This window comes from Hydrogenophaga sp. ANAO-22, from assembly GCF_042466645.1.
Lineage (GTDB): Bacteria > Pseudomonadota > Gammaproteobacteria > Burkholderiales > Burkholderiaceae_C > Hydrogenophaga.
Genome location: NZ_CP159956.1, coordinates 297,391 through 315,213, shown reverse-complemented (window position 1 = coordinate 315,213; position 17,823 = coordinate 297,391). Strand labels below are relative to the sequence as shown.

At 68.7% G+C, this 17,823-nt stretch carries 18 protein-coding genes; 9 read left to right on the top strand and 9 right to left on the bottom strand.

The features are described from left to right. Positions 1 to 68: 68 nt before the first annotated feature. The 3 genes from fabG to ABSY19_RS01235 all read right to left on the bottom strand — a co-directional run bounded on the left by fabG (position 69) and on the right by ABSY19_RS01235 (position 4,245). Positions 69 to 812, bottom strand: coding sequence for a 3-oxoacyl-ACP reductase FabG (fabG, locus tag ABSY19_RS01245; RefSeq protein WP_382158358.1), 744 nt, complete (start codon positions 810 to 812; stop codon positions 69 to 71). Between the two features lie 70 nt (positions 813 to 882). Next, positions 883 to 3,036 (bottom strand): 3-hydroxyacyl-CoA dehydrogenase NAD-binding domain-containing protein, encoded by a 2,154-nt coding sequence (locus ABSY19_RS01240; protein WP_382158356.1) that lies wholly within the window; start codon positions 3,034 to 3,036, stop codon positions 883 to 885. 3 nt (positions 3,037 to 3,039) lie between these two features. Beyond that, a complete protein-coding gene (locus tag ABSY19_RS01235) occupies positions 3,040 to 4,245 on the bottom strand; it encodes an acetyl-CoA C-acetyltransferase (protein WP_382158354.1) in 1,206 nt (401 codons plus the stop codon). Between the two features lie 98 nt (positions 4,246 to 4,343). On the opposite strand from ABSY19_RS01235, the gene ABSY19_RS01230 reads away from it, so the two are divergent. Continuing rightward, complete coding sequence (locus ABSY19_RS01230; RefSeq protein ID WP_382158352.1) at positions 4,344 to 5,507, top strand: acyl-CoA dehydrogenase family protein; 1,164 nt, start codon at positions 4,344 to 4,346, stop codon at positions 5,505 to 5,507. Here the strand turns inward: ABSY19_RS01230 and ABSY19_RS01225 are convergent. From ABSY19_RS01225 to ABSY19_RS01205, 5 genes are all read right to left on the bottom strand, one after another. Then, a complete protein-coding gene (locus ABSY19_RS01225) occupies positions 5,504 to 6,133 on the bottom strand; it encodes an ATP-binding cassette domain-containing protein (RefSeq protein WP_382158350.1) in 630 nt (209 codons plus the stop codon). The two genes, ABSY19_RS01230 and ABSY19_RS01225, sit on opposite strands and share 4 nt — an antisense overlap. A gap of 1 nt (position 6,134) precedes the next feature. Then, a complete protein-coding gene (locus ABSY19_RS01220; protein ID WP_382158348.1) occupies positions 6,135 to 6,917 on the bottom strand; it encodes a general secretion pathway protein GspB in 783 nt (260 codons plus the stop codon). Positions 6,918 to 6,930: 13 nt separating this feature from the next. Continuing rightward, positions 6,931 to 8,643, bottom strand: a complete 1,713-nt coding sequence (locus ABSY19_RS01215; protein WP_382158346.1) for an ExeA family protein — start codon at positions 8,641 to 8,643, stop codon at positions 6,931 to 6,933. Between the two features lie 86 nt (positions 8,644 to 8,729). Beyond that, positions 8,730 to 9,308 carry a polymer-forming cytoskeletal protein gene (locus ABSY19_RS01210; RefSeq protein ID WP_382158344.1) on the bottom strand — a complete coding sequence of 193 codons (579 nt, stop codon included), beginning with the start codon at positions 9,306 to 9,308 and terminating at the stop codon, positions 8,730 to 8,732. Between the two features lie 102 nt (positions 9,309 to 9,410). After that, positions 9,411 to 10,325 (bottom strand): crotonase/enoyl-CoA hydratase family protein, encoded by a 915-nt coding sequence (locus ABSY19_RS01205; protein WP_382158342.1) that lies wholly within the window; start codon positions 10,323 to 10,325, stop codon positions 9,411 to 9,413. A gap of 135 nt (positions 10,326 to 10,460) precedes the next feature. Between ABSY19_RS01205 and ABSY19_RS01200 the strand changes: the two genes are divergently transcribed. From ABSY19_RS01200 to ABSY19_RS01180, 5 genes are all read left to right on the top strand, one after another. Continuing rightward, positions 10,461 to 12,041 (top strand): FAD-dependent monooxygenase, encoded by a 1,581-nt coding sequence (locus ABSY19_RS01200; RefSeq protein ID WP_382163992.1) that lies wholly within the window; start codon positions 10,461 to 10,463, stop codon positions 12,039 to 12,041. Further along, complete coding sequence (locus ABSY19_RS01195; protein ID WP_291121934.1) at positions 12,038 to 12,235, top strand: hypothetical protein; 198 nt, start codon at positions 12,038 to 12,040, stop codon at positions 12,233 to 12,235. The genes ABSY19_RS01200 and ABSY19_RS01195 overlap by 4 nt, the downstream gene beginning before the upstream one ends. Next, positions 12,225 to 12,677, top strand: a complete 453-nt coding sequence (locus ABSY19_RS01190; protein ID WP_382158340.1) for a MarR family winged helix-turn-helix transcriptional regulator — start codon at positions 12,225 to 12,227, stop codon at positions 12,675 to 12,677. The genes ABSY19_RS01195 and ABSY19_RS01190 overlap by 11 nt, the downstream gene beginning before the upstream one ends. A 24-nt stretch (positions 12,678 to 12,701) precedes the next feature. Then, positions 12,702 to 13,280 (top strand): GAF domain-containing protein, encoded by a 579-nt coding sequence (locus ABSY19_RS01185; RefSeq protein ID WP_382158338.1) that lies wholly within the window; start codon positions 12,702 to 12,704, stop codon positions 13,278 to 13,280. A gap of 92 nt (positions 13,281 to 13,372) precedes the next feature. After that, entirely contained in the window at positions 13,373 to 15,715 is a 2,343-nt protein-coding gene (locus ABSY19_RS01180) for a YgiQ family radical SAM protein (RefSeq protein WP_382158336.1), read from the top strand. Positions 15,716 to 15,718: 3 nt separating this feature from the next. On the opposite strand, the gene ABSY19_RS01175 is transcribed toward ABSY19_RS01180, so the two are convergent. Further along, positions 15,719 to 16,408, bottom strand: a complete 690-nt coding sequence (locus ABSY19_RS01175; RefSeq protein ID WP_382158334.1) for a DUF1294 domain-containing protein — start codon at positions 16,406 to 16,408, stop codon at positions 15,719 to 15,721. 88 nt (positions 16,409 to 16,496) lie between these two features. On the opposite strand from ABSY19_RS01175, the gene ABSY19_RS01170 reads away from it, so the two are divergent. From ABSY19_RS01170 to ABSY19_RS01160, 3 genes are read left to right on the top strand one after another with little or no spacing between them, the layout of a single operon-like run. Further along, positions 16,497 to 16,847: a hypothetical protein gene (locus ABSY19_RS01170; RefSeq protein WP_382158332.1), complete on the top strand. Its 351-nt coding sequence runs from the start codon at positions 16,497 to 16,499 to the stop codon at positions 16,845 to 16,847. Further along, complete coding sequence (locus ABSY19_RS01165) at positions 16,844 to 17,482, top strand: AAA family ATPase (RefSeq protein ID WP_382158330.1); 639 nt, start codon at positions 16,844 to 16,846, stop codon at positions 17,480 to 17,482. Before ABSY19_RS01170 ends, ABSY19_RS01165 begins: the two co-directional genes overlap by 4 nt. Positions 17,483 to 17,494: 12 nt before the next feature. Continuing rightward, on the top strand, positions 17,495 to 17,818 hold the full coding sequence (locus ABSY19_RS01160; RefSeq protein ID WP_100054371.1) for an ATPase with chaperone activity: 324 nt from the start codon (positions 17,495 to 17,497) through the stop codon (positions 17,816 to 17,818). Positions 17,819 to 17,823: the final 5 nt, after the last annotated feature.

Here is a 17,823-nt window from a genome sequence, read left to right as displayed (position 1 = left end):
CGCCAGACCAAAAAAACCAGGCGAGCGGCGCCAGCCTCCAGAGCACGTGGCGGCGCAGGGCGGCTCCTCTACACCGACATGCCGCCCGAGACCTCGATCACGGCGCCGTTGATGTAGCTGGCCTCGTCGCTGGCCAGGAAGGCATAGACGTTGGCGATCTCCTCTGGCCGGCCCAGGCGGTGCAGCGGCACGCGGTGCTCCATCTCGGCGATGACCTTGGCCGGGATGGTGTCCAGGATGGGCGTGGCGATGAAGCCGGGCGCCACCGCGTTCACGCGCACGCCCTTGGGGCCGAGTTCGCGGCTCCAGGTCTTGGTGAAGCCGATCACGCCGAACTTGCTTGCGGCGTAGTTGGTCTGCCCGAAGTTGCCGTAGATGCCGACCACCGACGAGGCGTTGAGGATCACGCCACTGCCTTGCGCGGTCATGGTGTCGGCCACGGCCTGCGCGCAATGGAACACGCCGCGCAGGTTGACGTCGATCACGCGGTCGAACTGCTCGAGCGTCATCTTCTGCAGGCGCGCGTCCTGCGTGATGCCGGCGTTGTTCACCAGCACGTCGATGCGGCCGAAGCGCGCCTTCACCTGGGCCACCACCGCGTCGACCATCTCGCGCTGGGTCACGTCCATCACGAAGCCCAGGGCGGTGGCGCCCAGCGCCTCGCACTGCCGCACGGCGCTGTCCACCGCGGCCTGCTTCACGTCGCAGACGATGACGGTGGCGCCTTCCTGCGCGAACTTGAGCGCGGTGGCCAGGCCGATGCCTTGCGCCGCACCGGTGATGAGGCTGACTTTTCCTTCGAGTCGTTTCATGGGGAAGAGGGGGAGGGTGGTTCAAAAAAACGCCGGCGGGGTGGCCGCCGGCGCGTGGGAGCGAATGTGTTTAGTACACCGGCTGGTGCTGGCGGATCGCGTTCTTCGCCGCCTCGTCGAGCGCGAAGCCCGCGCCGTGGCGCGCCGCCAGCTCGGCGCAGCGCCGTTCGAAGGCCTCGATGCCCATGCCGTAGATGAACTGCAGCGCACCGCCCGTCCAGGCCGGGAAGCCGATGCCGAAGATCGAGCCGATGTTGCCGTCGTGCACGGTGGTGAGCACGCCTTCGGCCAGGCAGCGCGCGGTCTCCACCGACTGGCGGTAGATCAGGCGGTCCTTGACGTCCTGCAGGTCCCAGGCGGCGCCGGGCTTCTCGAAGCGCGCCTTGAGTTCGGGCCAGAGCTGCTTCTTCTGGCCCGCCGGGTAGTCGTAGAAGCCGCCGCCGCCGGCCCGGCCCGGCCGCTTGAATTCCTTGACCATGCGCTCGACCAGCAGCTCGCCCGGCGTGGCGGTGTAGCGGCGGCCTTCCTTCTCGAAATCGGCGCGGGTCTGGTCCATCACGTGCACCGAGAGTGAGAGCGCGGTCTCGTCGAGCACGGCCAGCGGCCCCACCGGCATGCCGGCCTGCATGGCGGCGTTCTCGATCACCGGCGCCGGAATGCCTTCGCCCAGCATGGCCGCGCCTTCCATCACGAAGGTGCCGAAGGTGCGGCTGGTGTAGAAGCCGCGCGAGTCGTTCACCACGATGGGCAGCTTGCCCAGGGCCTGCACGTAGTCGAAGGCGCGCGCGATGGTCTCGTCGTCGGTCTCCTTGCCGCGGATGATCTCCACCAGCTTCATCTTGTCCACCGGGCTGAAGAAGTGGATGCCGACGAAGCGCTGCGGCCGGCTGCTGGCCTGTGCCAGGCCGGAGATGGGCAGGGTGGAGGTGTTGCTCGCGAAGAAGCCGCCGGCGGCCAGCATGGGCTCGGTTTCCTTGGTGACGGCGGCCTTGACCTCGCGGTTCTCGAACACCGCCTCGATGATCAGGTCGCAGCCCTTGAGGTCGCTCGGGTGATCGGTGGGCAGGATGTGGTCGAGCAGCTCGCGCTGGTCGTAGGGGCTCATGCGGCCCTGGTCCACGCGGGTCTGGGTGAGCTTGAAGCTGTAGGACTTGCCGCGCTCGGCGGTTTCGATGCTCACGTCCTCCAGCACGGTGCGGATGCCCCGGCCGGCCTGCACGTAGGCGATGCCCGCGCCCATCATGCCGGCGCCGAGCACGCCCACCTTCTTCGGCTTGTAGCGCGAGATTCCCTTGGGGCGCGACTGGCCGCTCTTGATGGCGTTGAGGTTGAAGAAGAACGTGTTGATCATGTTCTTCGCCACCGGGCTCACGATGAGCTTCGCGAGGTAGCGGCTCTCGATGCGCAGCGCGGTGTCGAAGTCCACCATGGCGCCTTCGGCCATGGCGGCGAGCGCCGCCTCGGGCGCCGGGTAGAGCCCGCGCGTCTTCTGCTTGAGCATGGCCGGCGCCACGGTGAGCATGCCGGCGACCTTGGGGCTGCTCGGCGTGCCACCGGGAATCTTGTGGTTCTTGTCGTCCCAGGGCTGGCGCGACTGCGGGTGCGCCGCGATCCAGTCCAGCGCGGCGTTGCGCAGCGCATGGGCCACGTCGCCCTCGGGCGAGACGAGTTCGTGCACCAGGCCGAGCTCCTGCGCTTCGCGCGGGTTGAACAGCTTGCTCTCCAGGATGTAGGGCTGCGCGCCCATCAGGCCGAGCAGGCGCACCATCTTCGTGATGCCGCTGGCGCCGGGGATGAGGCCCAGCGTGATCTCGGGCAGGCCGAGCTGGATCTTGGGATCGTTCACCGCGATGCGGTGGTGGCCCACGAGCGCCACTTCCCAGCCACCGCCCAGCGCCGTGCCGTTGATGCAGCTCACCACCGGCACGCCCAGCGTCTCCAGCGTGCGGAAGTTCTTCTTGGTCTGCTCGATCTCGGCGAACACGCGCGGCGCGTCGCTGGGCTGCAGGCGCATCGTGCCCTTGAGGTCGGCGCCCGCGAAGAAGGTGCTCTTGGCCGAGGCCAGGATGATGCCCTTGATGTCGGCGCAGTCGCGCATCACCTGCGCCGTGACCTCGGTGAGGTCCTGCTGCCAGTCGGCGCACATGGTGTTGACGGGGGATCCTTCCTCGTCGAAGGTGATGGTGGCGATGCCGTCGGTGAGTTCGTAGCGGATGGTTTTCATGCCTCAGATCCTTTCGACGATCGTGGCGATGCCCATGCCGCCGCCCACGCACAGTGTGGCCAGGCCGTAGCGCAACTGGCGGCGGTGCAATTCGTCGATCAGCGTGCCCAGGATCATGGCGCCGGTGGCGCCCAGCGGGTGGCCCATGGCGATGGCGCCACCGTTCACGTTCACCTTCTCGTGGGGCACGCCCATCTCCTTCATGAACTTCATGGGCACGGCCGCGAAGGCCTCGTTGACCTCGAACAGGTCGATCTGCTCGATGGTCAGGCCGGCTTTCGCCAGGGCCTTGCGCGCCGCCGGCATGGGGCCGGTCAGCATGATGGTGGGGTCGGCGCCCGAGAGCGCCACCGAGACGATGCGCGCGCGCGGCGTGAGGCCGTGCGCCTTGCCCGCGCTGTCGCTGCCGATCAGCACGGCGGTCGCGCCGTCGACGATGCCCGAGGAGTTGCCCGCGTGGTGCACGTGGTGGATGCGCTCGACTTGCGGGTAGCGCTGCAGCGCCACGGCGTCGAAGCCCATGCCGCCGAGGTGTTCGAACGCGGGCTTGAGCGAGGCCAGGCCGTCCATCGTGGTCTGCGGCTTGATGAACTCGTCTTCTTCCAGGATGGTCTGGCCCAGGAAGTCGGTGACGGGCACCACCGAGCCTTTGAAGTACCCGGCCGCGCGCGCCGCCGCCGCGCGCTTCTGCGATTCGAGGGCGAAGGCGTCCACATCTTCGCGCGTGAAACCTTCGAGCGTGGCGATCAGGTCGGCACCGACGCCCTGCGGCACGAACAGGGTGTCGCTGTTGGTCTGCGGGTCCTGCGCCCAGGCGCCGCCGTCGGAGCCGATGGGCACGCGGCTCATGCTCTCCACGCCGCCGGCCACCACCAGGTCTTCCCAGCCGCTTCGGACCTTCATCGCCGCCATGTTCACCGCCTCGAGGCCGGAAGCGCAGAAGCGGTTGAGCTGCACGCCCGAGCAGCGCCAGTCCCAGCCGGCCTTGAGCGCGGCCACCTTGGCGATCACCGAGCCTTGCTCGCCGATGGGCGAGACCACGCCCATGACCACGTCGTCCACCGCGCCGGTGTCGAAGCCATTGCGTTGTTGCAACTGGGTGAGCACGCCGGCCAGCAGGTCGATCGGCTTGACCTCGTGCAGGCTGCCGTCTTTCTTGCCCTTGCCGCGCGGCGTGCGCACGGCATCGAATACGAATGCTTCGCTCATGGTGTCTCCTGGGGGAAGGCGGATGCCGCGAATCAGTATAGACTTTTGCCAAGCATTTGCTTTCTGTAATTCTTCGCCGCAGTCTGATAGGTGACACCATGATCGAACGCACCCTGTTCAACGCCGACCACGAGGCCTTTCGCGACAGTTTCCGCAAGTTCGTGGAGAAGGAGGTCGCGCCACACCACGAGGCCTGGGAGGAGCAGGGTTATGTGGACCGCGCGGTCTGGAGCAAGGCCGGCGAGAACGGTTTTCTCTGCATGACCTTGCCCGAGGCCTTTGGTGGCTCGGAAGCCGACAAGCTCTATTCGGTGGTGCAGATGGAGGAGATCGCGCGCAGCGGCTTCAGCGGGATCGGCTTCGGCCTGCACAGCGAGATCGTGGCGCCGTACATCCTGCACTACGGCACCGAGGAACAGAAGAAAAAATACCTGCCCCGGCTCGCCACGGGCGAGATGGTCGGCGCGATCGCGATGAGCGAGCCCGCCGCCGGCAGCGACCTGCAGGGGGTCAAGAGCACCGCCATCAAGCAGCCTGACGGCAGCTACCTGCTCAACGGCAGCAAGACCTTCATCACCAACGGCTGGCACGCCGACCTCGTGATCGTGGTCGCCAAGACCGACCCGAGCGCAGGCGCCAAGGGCACCAGCCTGCTGCTGGTCGAGCGCGGCATGCCGGGTTTCGAAAAAGGCAAGCGCCTGAAGAAGCTGGGCATGAAGGCGCAGGACACCTCCGAGCTGTTCTTCGACAACGTGAAGGTGCCGGCCGAGAACCTGCTGGGTGGCCCGGCCATGGAAGGCCGGGGCTTCATCTGCCTCATGGAGCAACTGCCCTGGGAGCGGCTGCAGATCGCCATCGGCGCGGTGGCGTCGGCGCAGGCCGCGATCGACGGGACGGTGCAGTACACCAAGGACCGCAAGGTCTTCGGCCAGGCCGTGGCCCAGTATCAGAACACGCGCTACACCCTGGCCGAGCTGCAGACCGAGGTGCAGGTGGCGCGCGTGTTCGTCGACAAGTGCTGCGAGCTCATCGTGGACGGCAAGCTCGACACCGCCACCGCGAGCATGGCCAAGTACTGGTGCTCCGACCTGCAGTGCAAGGTGATGGACGAGTGCCTGCAGCTGCACGGCGGCTACGGCTACATGTGGGAGTACCCCATTACCCGCGCGTATGCCGACGCGCGCGTGCAGCGCATCTACGGCGGCACGAACGAGATCATGAAAGAGGTGATCTCGCGCGGGATGGGGCTGGGCGGGCGCTAGAGCGAGACCGTCTTCTTCAGAGCGATGCCTTCGGGCGCCTCGTGGTCCGCCAGCAGCCAGGCCCGGCTGGGGTGGTCGGCGGCGTCCTGCAGCAACCCGCGCAGGAAGCGGATCGAGGGCGCGTCGAGCGCGGCGAAGGGCTGGTCGATCAGCGTGAGCGGTGTGCCCGACGCGAACGCCGCGGTGAGCCAGACCTTGCGCCGGCTGCCGGTGGAGAGCATGTACATCGGCTTGGCCAGGTGCGGCCCCAGGCCGAAACCCTGCACCAGCTCGTCCATGGCCTCGGCGTTGAAGTTCGGGTAGTGGTGACTCAGGCTGTCCAGGTAGCCCTTGGCCGCCAGCGCGTCGTGCGCCTCGGTCTGCGGATCGATCCAGAACACCTGGTGGCGGTAGGCGTCGTGCCGTTCATCGAGGTGGATGCCGTGGATGGCGAGCGAGCCGGCGTCGGCGTTCTGGGCCCCGGCCAGCAGCCGCAGCAGCGTGCTTTTGCCGCTGCCGTCGTCGCCGCGCACGAGGCTGACGCCGGGCGGGATGTCGAAGGACAGCCCATTGAACAGGGGCGGTTCGGACCAGCCGAACCGCAGGCCCTTGACGTGGAGGACGGGTTCTTCCGGATCGGCGTTCATCTCAGTACCCGATGGAGTAGCGCAAGCCGTTGTGGTTGAGCACCGCGCTGCGCTGGCCGATGGTCTCCAGCTTGAAGCCGGGAGCGATTTCCTGGCCCTCCTGCAGCACCTTGCCGTTGACGATCAGCATGCGCAGCGCCGGGTTCTTGGAGTAGGTCGAGCCGCTCACGTTCACGGCCGGCAGTTGCGCACGGGCTTCGGGCGAGAGTTCGGCAAAGCTGCGCACGGGTGCGGCGTTGGCCTCCGGGGGGCTGGCTGCGGCCGGGGCCGCAGGCGGTGCCACGGCGGGCGCCTTGGCCGTCGTGGCGGGGGCTGGCGTGGCCGCCACAGGCGGCGCGTTGGCCGGTGGTGACGCGGCTGGTGTGGCGGCCGGCGCGGGCGCCGGCGGGTTGCTGGCCTGGGGCCGCTTGGGTGCGGGCTCCACGCGGGGCGGCGCCAGGATGGGCTGCACCGGTTCGGGCGCGGGCACGGCGGGGCTCGGGGCTGCAGGGACTGGGGTCACGGCGGCCACCGGGGGCATGGCGGGTGGCGGTGGCACGGCGGATGCCGGCGCTGGCGCGGCGACCGGCGTTTCGTCGGCCTGACCCAGCCACCACCACAGGCCGGCGGCGATCAGCAGCGCGGCCAGCACCGCCCCCGCCACGGCGGCGCGGGAGACGCCGCGACGGCGCACGGGTCTGGCCTTGCGGCTGGGGGGCGGCACGATCTGGCTGTTGAGGCCGGGCACGTGGCCGCGCTCGCGCTCCGCTTCGGCGCGTTGAAGGGCATCGAGGATGTAGGACATCGTGGAATGGCCCTCAGGAGCCGGGGCGCGAGAGCCGGGGCTCGTCCACGCCGCTGGCCAGGTTGACCTGCATGAAGGTGATGGGGCCGGCCAGCCCGGCGGCGTCGATGCCGTTGGCGCGCTGGAAGGCCTGGATGCGGGCGGAGAGCTGATGGGCCGAAGGCGGCACCTTGCCCGCCGTCTGCAGGCCGGCGATGCGCTCACCCAGCCAGTCAGCGGCCGGGCCGGTGCGGCCGTCCACCAGGCGGGTGGTCTGGCCCGGCGGCGTGCGCCACAGGGTGGCGAAGTCGCCGCGCCAGCTCTCGGCCAGGGCGCTGAGCGGCATGCGCCAGCGCTGGTCGCCCGCCTGCAGCGTGGCGGTGTCGTTGGTGAGCGCGGTCACCAGCGCCAGGCCCGACCCTTGGCCCGCCTGGCGCAGCGTGATGATGCCGGGCCGGTCGAGCTGGCGCAGGCCGTTGAGGGTCATGCGGTCGGTGCGGTAGCACTGCAACTGGGCTTGTTGTGCGGCGGTGCAGGGGTCGCCCGAGGCCAGTGGCTGGCCCCAGAGCGGGCCCAGTTCGCGCCAGGCCTCGGTTTCGTTCTTGAGCAGGGCCGATGCCTCGGGAGGGCCGGGCAAGGGGTCGGGGCGGCTCGCCGCGACAGGCGCCGGTGCGGGCGTGTCGGCTGGGGCTGCTGCGCCGGGCGCTGGCGCGGGTGGGGCGGCCACCGCGGCGGGGGCGGGCAGAGGGGCGGCGGGGGTCGGTGCCGCCGCGGTCGTTCTGGGCGCGCTGTGGCTCCAGAACCAGAACAGCGCGCCGGTCACCAGCGCGCCCACCACCAGGCCGATGCCCAGGGTGCCCAGCGGCGAAGCCCAGGCGGCCAGCGGCGCGGCGGCCTGCCCACGGCGGTGCTTGGGCATGGGCGCATCGGTCTCGAACACTTCGCTCGCCGCCTTCTCGACCACGGCGCGCTCCACACGGGCCTGGTGGGTGGCGTAAGCGCCGAGCAGGGCACGGTCGCACAGCAGGTTCACGCGCCGGGGCACGCCCCGCGTGATCTCGTGGATGCGCTGGATCGCCTGGTTGGAGAAGGGCAGTGGCCCGCGCAGACCGGCCACCTGCATGCGGTGCTGGATGTATTGGCGGGTTTCGGCTTCGTTGAGCGTGCCCAGGTGAAAGCGCGCAATCACGCGCTGCGCCAGCTGTTCCAGCTCGGGTCGCGCGAGCACCTCGCGCAGCTCGGGCTGGCCGATCAGGATGACCTGCAGCAGCTTGCGCTCGCTGGTTTCCAGGTTGGTCAGCAGGCGAAGCTGCTCCAGCACGTGGGGCGTGAGGTTCTGCGCCTCGTCGATGATGAGCACGTTGCGCTCGCCCTTGGCGTGGCTTTGCAACAGGTACTCGTTGAGCGGGTCCAGGTAGTCCTTGATCGTGGCCGGGCCGATGCCTTCGTGCTGGACCTCGATGTGGAACTCGCGGCAGATCGTCTTGAGCAGGTCGCCGACCGTGAGCTTGGGGTTGAAGATGTACGCCACCCGGCACTGCTCGGGGATCTGCTCCAGGAAGCAGCGGCAGATGGTGGTCTTGCCGGCACCGATCTCGCCGCTGAGCAGCACGAAGCCGCCGCCGCCGCGGATGCCATAGAGCAGGTGCGCCAGGGCCTCCCGATGGCGCTCGCTCATGAAGAGGTAGCGCGGGTCGGGCGCGATGGAGAAGGGGTCCTGCTTCAACCCGAAGAATTCGGCGTACATGGCCCCGAGCATAACGGGGCCGCCGAGGGCGGGCAACGACGCCCGGCCGAGCCGGGCCGGGCGTGTGCCGCGGTGCTAGCGGACGGTCAGGCCGCCAGGGCCATGGAGCGCTGCGACGACGAGGCCGGGTACTTCGCGCTGGCCGAGGACGAGCATTCGATGTCGCCGGAGAGCTGGCCGCCTTCCTCGATCACGACCTTGCCGTAGCGGATCTTGCCGGTGACCTTGCCCGTGGCGTAGATCACCAGCTTCTGGCGCACCGTGAGGTTGCCGTCGAACACGCCGCGGATTTCGGCGATGTCGATCTCGGCCGAGCCCTTGAATTCGCCCTGTTCCGCGATCTGGATCACGCGCGAATCCATGGTCGCCTCGACCAGGCCTTCCACCACGAGCGTGTCGCAGTCGGTGATCTCCACGCCCTTGAGCTTGATGTTCGGGCCGACGGTGAGCTTGCTGCCGCCTTCGGGGGTGGACGACGAGGCGCTGGCGCTGCTCGTGGCGGCGGGGGTGGCCAAGTCCAGGTCGGGGGTGGAGGGGGCCGGGGTCTGCGGCTGGGCCTGCGAGGCGCTGGTGCTGCTGCTCGCGGGCTGGCCGTAACGTTGCGTGGCCATGCCGGTGTTCAGGGTCTTGGGTTGATCGTCTCGTTTGCCAAAATGCAGTGCCATGCCAGCTCCTTCTGTAAATGAAGCGGTCATGCTAAGCGGCAGGCCGATTACATTCTCGGCCGTCCCGTAAGAGGGGTAACGAGATGAACCGTACATGCGGTTTCATTTTTTCGGGGATGACCTCTTGCGGTTTTCCATCTCGCGGATCAAGGCGCGCGCTTCATCGCCTTCGGGAATCGGCCGGCCGCTGTCGCGCCATTGCACCGCGTCCTTGAAGCCCGCTTCCTGCGCATGGCGGCGGAACCACAGGCCCTCCGGGTTGTGGCGCGTGATGCCGTCGAACAGCGTGGCCATCTGCTGCGTCTGTTCCAGGCCCATGGTGAGCATGACCTGGTTCACCACCATCTTGTGCATGGCCAGGTGCGAGCGTGGCACGCCCGCGATGCGCTCGGCCAGTTGCATGGTGGTGGCCTCCAGCTGATCGGCCGGCACGGCCTCGTTGGCCAGGCCCCAGGCCGCGGCGGTGCGGCCGTCGATCACGTTGCCGGTGAACATCATCTGCTTGGCGCGCGCGGCGCCGAGGCGGTAGGTCCACATCGCGGTGGTGGGGCAACCCCAGACGCGCGTGGGCATGTAGCCGATGCGCGCGTCATCGGCCATCACCAGCAGGTCGCAGCACAGCGCGATGTCGCTGCCGCCGGCCACCGCCGCGCCGTGCACCTTGGCGATGGTGGGCTTGGGGCTGCGCCACAGCGCCATGAAGTCTTCGGTGTTGCGCTTCATGAAGGCGTAGTCGTCCATCGGGTCCCAGGGGTGGCGTTCCTGCTGGCAGGGGTGGTCGATCTCGCCCTGGCCGAACATCGAGAGGTCGTAGCCGCCGCAGAAGCCCTTGCCGGCACCCTCGACCACGATCACGTGCACCTCATCGTCGGCGTTGGCCCATTCCACGGCGGCGCGGATCTCGCGCGGCGTCTCGTCGTTGATGGCGTTGAGGCGTTCGGGGCGGTTGAGCAGCAGGCGGGCGACGCGCGGCTGGTTCGCATCCTTCTCGATGCGCAGGGTGTTGAAGCTGGGCATGGGCATGTCTCCTGGGGTTGTTTTCCCCATGATAGGCAGCACCCGGGCCTGCCGCAGTTGCCTCGGAGACAGTGGTTCCGTGTCCATATGGTTGCGAACGCAACCAAAAGTGGATAAAGTTGTGTGCGCAACCATATGAACGCCATGAACCCAGAATTGCCTTCTTCCATTCCCGTGCTGATCGCCGGCGGCGGTCCCGTGGGCCTGACCCTTTCGGCCCTGCTCGCGCGAGAGGGCATCGCCCACCTCGTGATCGAAGCCGACGAGGGCTACTGCACCGGCAGCCGCGCCATCTGCATCTCGCGGCGGTCGCAGGAAATCCTGGGCTGGGTGGGGGCCGATGCGCCGCTGGTGGCCAAGGGCCTGAGCTGGACAGGCGGCCGCAGCCACTGGCGCGACACCGAGGTGCTGCACTTCGAGATGCCCGCCGAACCCAGCCAGCGCTTCGCGCCCATGGTCAACATCCAGCAGTTCCATGTGGAAGCGTTCGCCCACCAGGCCGCCCAGGCACAGGGCGAGGCATCGCGCGTGTTCTGGGCCAGCCGCGTGGTGGCGGTGCGCCCGCAGACCGATGGCGTGCAGGTGGAGGTGGACACGCCGCAGGGGCGGCAGACGGTGCAGGCCGGCTTTGTCGTCGCCTGCGACGGCGGCCGCAGCACGGTGCGCGACCAGCTTGGCCTGCAGCTCGAAGGCACGCAGTACGACGGCAAGTACGTGATCGTCGACGTGGTGCAGAAGACGCAGCGCCCGGTGGAGCGCCTGGCCTGGTTCGATCCGCCGTCCAACCCCGGCTCCACCATCCTCATGCACCGCCAGCCCGACGACGTCTGGCGCATCGACTACCAGATCCGCGACGACGAAGACCCGGTGGAGGCGGTCAAGCCCGAGAACGTGCTGCCGCGCGTGCGCAGCCACCTGGCCATGATCGGTGAAAACGAGCCCTGGGAACCGCTGTGGATCTCGATCTACAACGCCAAGTGCCTGACGCTGCCGAGCTACCGCCAGGGCCGTGTGTTCTTCGCCGGCGATGCCGCGCACCTGGTGCCCATCTTCGGTGTGCGAGGACTCAATTCGGGCCTGGACGATGCGGCCAACCTGGCCTGGAAGCTGGCCCGCGTGCTGCGCGGCGAATCGCCCGACGCCTTGCTCGACTCCTACTCCACCGAGCGCGTGCACGCCACGCGCGAGAACATCGCCTACGGCGCCAAGAGCACCGAGTTCATGGCACCGCCGAACTTCGCCTACCAGCTCATGCGCGAGGCCACGCTGCGCCTGGCGGTGAGCGACGAGCAGGTGCGCCCGCTGATCAACCCGCGCCAGTCCTCTCCCATCACCTACGTGGGCTCGCCGCTGAACGTGGCGCAGGCCGACGGATGGGCGGACGACCGCGCGCGGCCCGGCGCGCCAGCCCCCGAAGCCCTGCTGCAGGGCCAGGGAGCCGCACCCTGGCATCTGAGTGGCCGGTTCGGCCAGGGTTTCGTGTGCCTGGCCTTCGGGGGCGCGGGCCCTGGCCTGAGCGACGCCGGTGTCACGGTGCTGGAGATACCACCCGACATCGACACCCTCGGCCAGGCCTGGCGGCGCTACGGCCTGCGCCGTCCGGATGAGCCCGCGCTGGTGCTCGTGCGGCCCGACGGCTATGTGATGGGCCGCTGGCACGGCCTGGACCCCGCGCCCCTGCGCGCCGCCCTCAAAGACACCGGAGTGTTCGCATGACCGATACCGATCTCGACCAGAGTTACAGCGCGGTCTGCGAAGCGCTCTCGCAAGTCGGCGAAGCGCGCGCGCCGATGTTCCTCGCCATGCTCAGCCTCTCGCTCATGAGCCGCTTCGAGCGCGCCGAGCAGGTGTTGCCGCTGATCGCGAACGCGTTGGCGCAAAGTGGGGAGGGGACGGACCATGGGCGCTGAAACCACCTCGCTGCAGGACTTCCTCACCTACCGCCTGCACAAGCTCAACAAGATCACCGACCGCCACAGCAGCGAGGCCTACGCGGCGATGGGCCTGGGTGTGAGCGAGGCGCGCTGCCTGGCCGCCATCGGTGAATTCGCGCCGTTGTCGGTGAACGACCTCGCGGCGCGCGCCAACCTGAACAAGGCCCAGGCCAGCCGGGCGGCGCAGATGCTGGTGGACCGCGAGCTGGTGCTCAAGTCCACCAGCGACGCGGACGCGCGCGGTGTGGTGCTGGTGCCCACGCGCAGCGGGCGGGCCCTGTGGAAGAAGGTGATGCGCCTGATCGCGCAACGCAATGCCGACATCTTTGGTTGCTTGTCCGCGCACGAGCAGCGACAGTTGGAAACATTTTTTGACCGACTGATTGCCCATTCCCGGAAGGACTGCGCCAGCGAGTGACCCGACGCGGTTTATAAAAGCGGCATGAATCCGCTCAACGATCTCGGCTACAAGGCCGACGACCTTCTGGTCCAGGTCACCGAACTGCTGGTGGCCACCTCCGACGGCTCCGACGAACTCATCGACAACGCCGTCTCCGACGTGCTGCGCCTGCTGCGCGAACGCATGAAGATGGACGTGGTGTTCGTCTCCGAATTCACCGATGGCCAGCGCGTGTTCCGCCATGTGTCCCAGGCGCCCGACTCGCCCGTGATCGGCGAAGGCGGCTCGGAGCCGCTGGAGCGTTCCTGGTGCCAGCGCGTGGTCGATGGCCGCCTGCCCAGGTTCATCGCCGATGCCTCGGCCCATCCGCTCGCCTCGGAATTGCTCAGGAGCGTGCCTTTTCCCATCGGCACGCACATCAGCACGCCCATCGTGCTGGAGAACGGCGACATCTACGGCACGCTGTGCTGCTTCAGCTTCCATCCCCAGGACAAGCCCAACACGGAAGACCTGAAGAAACTGGAGTTCACGGCCCGGCTGGCGGCCCAGAAGCTCGATCAGCGGCGCGTGGTGCGCAAGGCGCCCGAGTCGGTGCCGGAATGGCAGCTCAGGCCCAAATGAAGGGGAATGGGGTTGAAGGCCCCTGAAAAGGGGGTGGGCCCGTAAAATCAGGGGTTTTCCAGCCGCCCGCGCTCCGGGTCTGTGCCAGCCCCATGAACGCCCCCATCGACGTCTCCTTCTTCGCGCGCGCCGCCAAGCCGATCACCAGCTACCGCCCCTACTGGGCCAAGCGGTTCGGCGTGGCGCCGTTCCTGCCGATGAGCCGCGCCGAAATGGAGCAGCTGGGCTGGGACAGCTGCGACATCATCCTGGTGACGGGCGACGCCTATGTGGACCACCCCAGCTTCGGCATGGCCGTGGTGGGGCGTGTGCTGGAGGCGCAGGGCTTTCGCGTGGGCATCATCGCCCAGCCCGACTGGACCAGCGCCGAGGCCTTCAAGACCCTGGGCAAGCCCAACCTGTTCTGGGGCGTGACCGCCGGGAACATGGATTCCATGATCAACCGCTACACGGCGGACCGCAAGATCCGCAGCGACGACGCCTACACGCCGGGCGACGTGGGCGGCAAGCGGCCCGATCGTGCCGCCATCGTCTACAGCCAGCGCTGCCGCGAGGCCTTCAAGGACGTGCCCATCGTGCTCGGCGGCATCGAAGGCAGCCTGCGCCGCATCGCCCACTACGACTACTGGAGCGACAAGGTGCGTCGCAGCGTGGTGGTCGACAGCAAGTGCGACCTGCTGCTGTACGGCAACGCCGAGCGCGCGCTGGTCGAGGTGGCGCACCGCATCGCGGCGCGCGAACCGATCGAGCAGATCACCGACGTGCGCGGCACCGCCTTCGTGCGCCGGCCCGGCGACCCGACAGCCGCGGGCTGGATCGAGATCGATTCGAGCGAGGTCGACACGCCCGGGCGCGTGGAAAGTCACATCAACCCTTACCAGACCACCAGCGAACAGGCCCAGGCCCAGGGGCAGAGCTGCGCCAAGGAAGAGGGCGAGGCCGCCGCTGCGCCGGCCGAGGTCAACCCGGCCATCCAGACGCTGAAGTTCGTGCCCAACCCCGCGCTGCAGGGAAAGGGCCGGCTCAAGGTGCCGCCGCGCGAGCGCTCGGTGATCCGCCTGCCCAGCTACGAGCAGGTCAAGAGCGACGCCGTGCTCTACGCCCACGCCAACCGCGTGCTGCACCTCGAAACCAACCCCGGCAACGCGCGCGCGCTGGTGCAGGCGCACGGCGAAGGCACAACCGCGCGCGACGTGTGGATCAACCCGCCGCCGATCCCGCTGACCACGGCCGAGATGGATCACGTGTTCGATCTGCCGTACGGGCGCAGCCCGCACCCGGCCTACGCCGACGAACACGGCAAACACGACGGCGCGACCAAGATCCCGGCCTGGGAAATGATCCGCTTCAGCGTGAACATCATGCGCGGCTGTTTCGGCGGCTGCACCTTCTGCTCGATCACCGAGCACGAGGGCCGCATCATCCAGAGCCGTTCCGAGGAGTCCATCATCAAGGAGGTGGAGGACATCCGCGACAAGGTGGAAGGCTTCACCGGCGTGGTGTCCGACCTTGGTGGCCCCACGGCCAACATGTACCGCCTGGGCTGCAAGTCGCCCGAGATCGAGGCCGCCTGCCGCAAGCCCAGCTGCGTCTACCCCGGCATCTGCTCCAACCTGCACACCGACCACGGCCCGCTGATCAAGATCTACCGCCGCGCGCGCGAGTTGCGCGGCATCAAGAAGATCCTGATCGGCTCGGGCCTGCGCTACGACCTCGCGGTCAAGAGCCCCGAGTACGTGAAGGAGCTGGTGCAGCACCACGTGGGGGGATACCTCAAGATCGCGCCCGAGCACACCGAGGGCGGGCCGCTGTCGAAGATGATGAAGCCCGGCATCGGCAGCTACGACCGCTTCAAGCAGCTGTTCGAGAAGTTCAGCGAAGAGGCGGGCAAGAAGCAGTTCCTCATCCCGTATTTCATCGCGGCCCACCCGGGCACCAGCGACGAGGACATGATGAACCTCGCGATCTGGCTCAAGAAGAACGGGTTTCGCGCCGACCAGGTGCAGACCTTCTACCCCAGCCCCATGGCCACCGCGACGGCGATGTACCACACCAACCTGAACCCGCTCAAGGGCATCCACCGTGACGACCGCGCCGAGCGCGTGGACATCGTGCGCGGCGACAAGCGCCGCCGGTTGCACAAGGCCTTCCTGCGCTACCACGACCCAAACAACTGGCCGCTGCTGCGCGAAGCGCTCAAGACCATGGGCCGCGCCGACCTCATCGGCAACGGCAAGCACCACCTCATCCCCACCTTTCAGCCGATGACGGACGGCAGCTACCAGAGCGCGCGCCGCAAGAACAGCACGCCGGTGGGCAACAAAGTGCCGGGCACCCAGCCGGGCAAGGGCCGCCTGCTCACGCAGCACACCGGCCTGCCGCCGCGCGTCACCGGTTCCGCGCCGGCCGGTGCGGGCAAACGCAAGCCGCGCTGAAACTCAGGCGGCCGGCGCGCCGAGGAACGCCGGCCACAAGATCCAGGCCAGCAGGGCCAGCATGTTGACCGCCACCGTGCCCCAGTAGATCAGGCGGAACGGCCGCTTGCTCGTCTTGTGGCGCAGGATCTGCTGGGCGAACCACGCGCCCGGCCAGCCGCCGGCCACGGCCAGGCCGTGCAGCCAGTCTTCGGGCGTGCGCTGGACTTCGTTGATGGCCGCGTGCTTGTCGCGCCAGTACAGGTAGAACGTGACCAGGTTGATCAGCACCACGGCGGTCAGGATTACCCAGGGGAAGCGCCCCATGCCGATGCCGACCAGCCACAGCAGCAGCCAGAAGGCGATCAGACCCAGGCCGATCCACAGGGGGCGTTCCTCGCGCCGCTTCTGCCATTGCGAGCGCGAGCGGGCCGCCGGCTGGCGGGGTGGCAGCAGCTCGGCGCCGGCCGGGGGCGGAGGCGGCGCGGGCGCCTCGGTGACGATGGTGTTGCGGGCCGGCTCCACCGACAGCGCGCGCGGGCCTTTGCCGCCCACGTGGATGTCGTCGAACATCACCTGCATGCCTTCGCGCGGCTTGGACGGGCCGCTGTAATCGCGCAGGTGAAAGAAGACGTCGGCGGGGATCTGCGGGCAGCGGATGAAGCCGAAGGCCTTCTCGCTGTCCCAGCGCACCACGGTTCCCTGTTTTTTCATGATCGCGTGTGAAAGGTGTCGGGTGGAAAATCCGCTCGGTTGCCATGGTATCCGAAATGGCGCAAAATGCGCCATCCAGGAGATTTCCATGTCGTCTTCCAGCAGCAGCGCATTTTCCTCGGTCAAGTTGCCCGCCGGCCTGGTCCGGCAGGCGCGTGAGGCGGCGCAGCCCCAGCGCCGCTCGGTGGCGGGCCAGATCGAATACTGGGCCACGCTGGGCCGCATCGCCGAAGAAACGGGCCTGACGGTGCAGGAAGCCCGCGAAGCCATCGCCCGGTACGACGCCGCCGCCCGCCACGCCGAGGCGGCGGCCGATCCGGTCGATGCGATCGAGGCCCGCTTCCTGGCCGCCGAATCCAGCGGCCGCCTGGCCCAGGCCGTGCGCCAGACCGTGCTCGACAACCGCAGCAAGGCACCGGCCGCTCGCCGCGCCGCGTGACCCAGCCGGTTTTCTACCTGCTCGCCGGCCCCAACGGTGCCGGCAAGTCCACGCTGTACCGGGCCGCGCTGGCCACCGGGCTGATCCCGCCCGAGGCCGAGTTCGTCAACGCCGACCTGCACGAGGCCGCGCACCTGCAGCACATCAGCCACCCGTTGAGGCGTTCGCAGATGGCGCGGCAATGGGCCGACCAGCAGCGCGCGGCCTGCCTGGCGGCGGGTGAGTCCTTCGTGAGCGAAACCGTCTTCTCGCACCCCTCCAAGCTCGATCTGCTGGCGGCGGCGAAGGCGGCCGGTTTCGCGGTCGTGCTGCTGGTGGTCTGCGTGGACGAACCGCGGCAACTGCTCGCGCGCGTGCAGCAGCGCGAGAGCGAGGGCGGCCACAGCGTGCCGCCCGAGCGCATCCTGGCGCGTTACCCGCGCACGCTGGCGAACCTGGCGAAGGCGGTCGCGCTCGCCGACCTGGCCTTGCTGTACGACACCTCGGGCCCGCGCAACCGCGTGGTGCAGCCACCGCGCCTGGTGGCGCGTTGCCGTGCCGGGCGCGCGCTGTGGAAGAACCCGGTGCGCTGGCCGGCCTGGGCCGAGCGACTGCTGGCCGAGGTGCCCGAAGGCCCGCCGGCCGCCGGCCATTGATTACAGTGCGGCATGTCCGACGAATCGCAGATCGAAATCCCCCCGTCCTTCCTGGCGCTGTATGTGGCACCTGGGCGCCAGAAACCCAGCCTGCCGCGCGACGAGCTGGCCGCGCGCTATGAGCTGTGCGAGGACATGGCGCAGATGCTCACCGAGACCGCGCGCAACATGGAATTCGGCCTGGGCATCACCGAGGCCGACGTGCTCGCGCGCTGCCTGCAGGGTTTGCGGGTGGAGCCCACGGTGGTGAGCGAGGCCGAGTCGGTGTGGGTGGTGCACCGCCTGGCCGAACTGCTGGATTGGCGAGCGCCCGAGGGCGGTGCGCCTGTGGCCTGACGGCC

Excerpts from the sequence above, each read along its gene's own strand:
- fabG (WP_382158358.1), bottom strand. The coding sequence starts at position 812 with ATGAAACGACTCGAAGGAAAAGTCAGCCTCATCACCGGTGCGGCGCAA.
- ABSY19_RS01240 (WP_382158356.1), bottom strand. The coding sequence starts at position 3,036 with ATGAAAACCATCCGCTACGAACTCACCGACGGCATCGCCACCATCACC.
- ABSY19_RS01235 (WP_382158354.1), bottom strand. The coding sequence starts at position 4,245 with ATGAGCGAAGCATTCGTATTCGATGCCGTGCGCACGCCGCGCGGCAAG.
- ABSY19_RS01230 (WP_382158352.1), top strand. The coding sequence starts at position 4,344 with ATGATCGAACGCACCCTGTTCAACGCCGACCACGAGGCCTTTCGCGAC.
- ABSY19_RS01225 (WP_382158350.1), bottom strand. The coding sequence starts at position 6,133 with ATGAACGCCGATCCGGAAGAACCCGTCCTCCACGTCAAGGGCCTGCGG.
- ABSY19_RS01220 (WP_382158348.1), bottom strand. The coding sequence starts at position 6,917 with ATGTCCTACATCCTCGATGCCCTTCAACGCGCCGAAGCGGAGCGCGAG.
- ABSY19_RS01215 (WP_382158346.1), bottom strand. The coding sequence starts at position 8,643 with ATGTACGCCGAATTCTTCGGGTTGAAGCAGGACCCCTTCTCCATCGCG.
- ABSY19_RS01210 (WP_382158344.1), bottom strand. The coding sequence starts at position 9,308 with ATGGCACTGCATTTTGGCAAACGAGACGATCAACCCAAGACCCTGAAC.
- ABSY19_RS01205 (WP_382158342.1), bottom strand. The coding sequence starts at position 10,325 with ATGCCCAGCTTCAACACCCTGCGCATCGAGAAGGATGCGAACCAGCCG.
- ABSY19_RS01200 (WP_382163992.1), top strand. The coding sequence starts at position 10,461 with ATGAACGCCATGAACCCAGAATTGCCTTCTTCCATTCCCGTGCTGATC.
- ABSY19_RS01195 (WP_291121934.1), top strand. The coding sequence starts at position 12,038 with ATGACCGATACCGATCTCGACCAGAGTTACAGCGCGGTCTGCGAAGCG.
- ABSY19_RS01190 (WP_382158340.1), top strand. The coding sequence starts at position 12,225 with ATGGGCGCTGAAACCACCTCGCTGCAGGACTTCCTCACCTACCGCCTG.
- ABSY19_RS01185 (WP_382158338.1), top strand. The coding sequence starts at position 12,702 with ATGAATCCGCTCAACGATCTCGGCTACAAGGCCGACGACCTTCTGGTC.
- ABSY19_RS01180 (WP_382158336.1), top strand. The coding sequence starts at position 13,373 with ATGAACGCCCCCATCGACGTCTCCTTCTTCGCGCGCGCCGCCAAGCCG.
- ABSY19_RS01175 (WP_382158334.1), bottom strand. The coding sequence starts at position 16,408 with ATGAAAAAACAGGGAACCGTGGTGCGCTGGGACAGCGAGAAGGCCTTC.
- ABSY19_RS01170 (WP_382158332.1), top strand. The coding sequence starts at position 16,497 with ATGTCGTCTTCCAGCAGCAGCGCATTTTCCTCGGTCAAGTTGCCCGCC.
- ABSY19_RS01160 (WP_100054371.1), top strand. The coding sequence starts at position 17,495 with ATGTCCGACGAATCGCAGATCGAAATCCCCCCGTCCTTCCTGGCGCTG.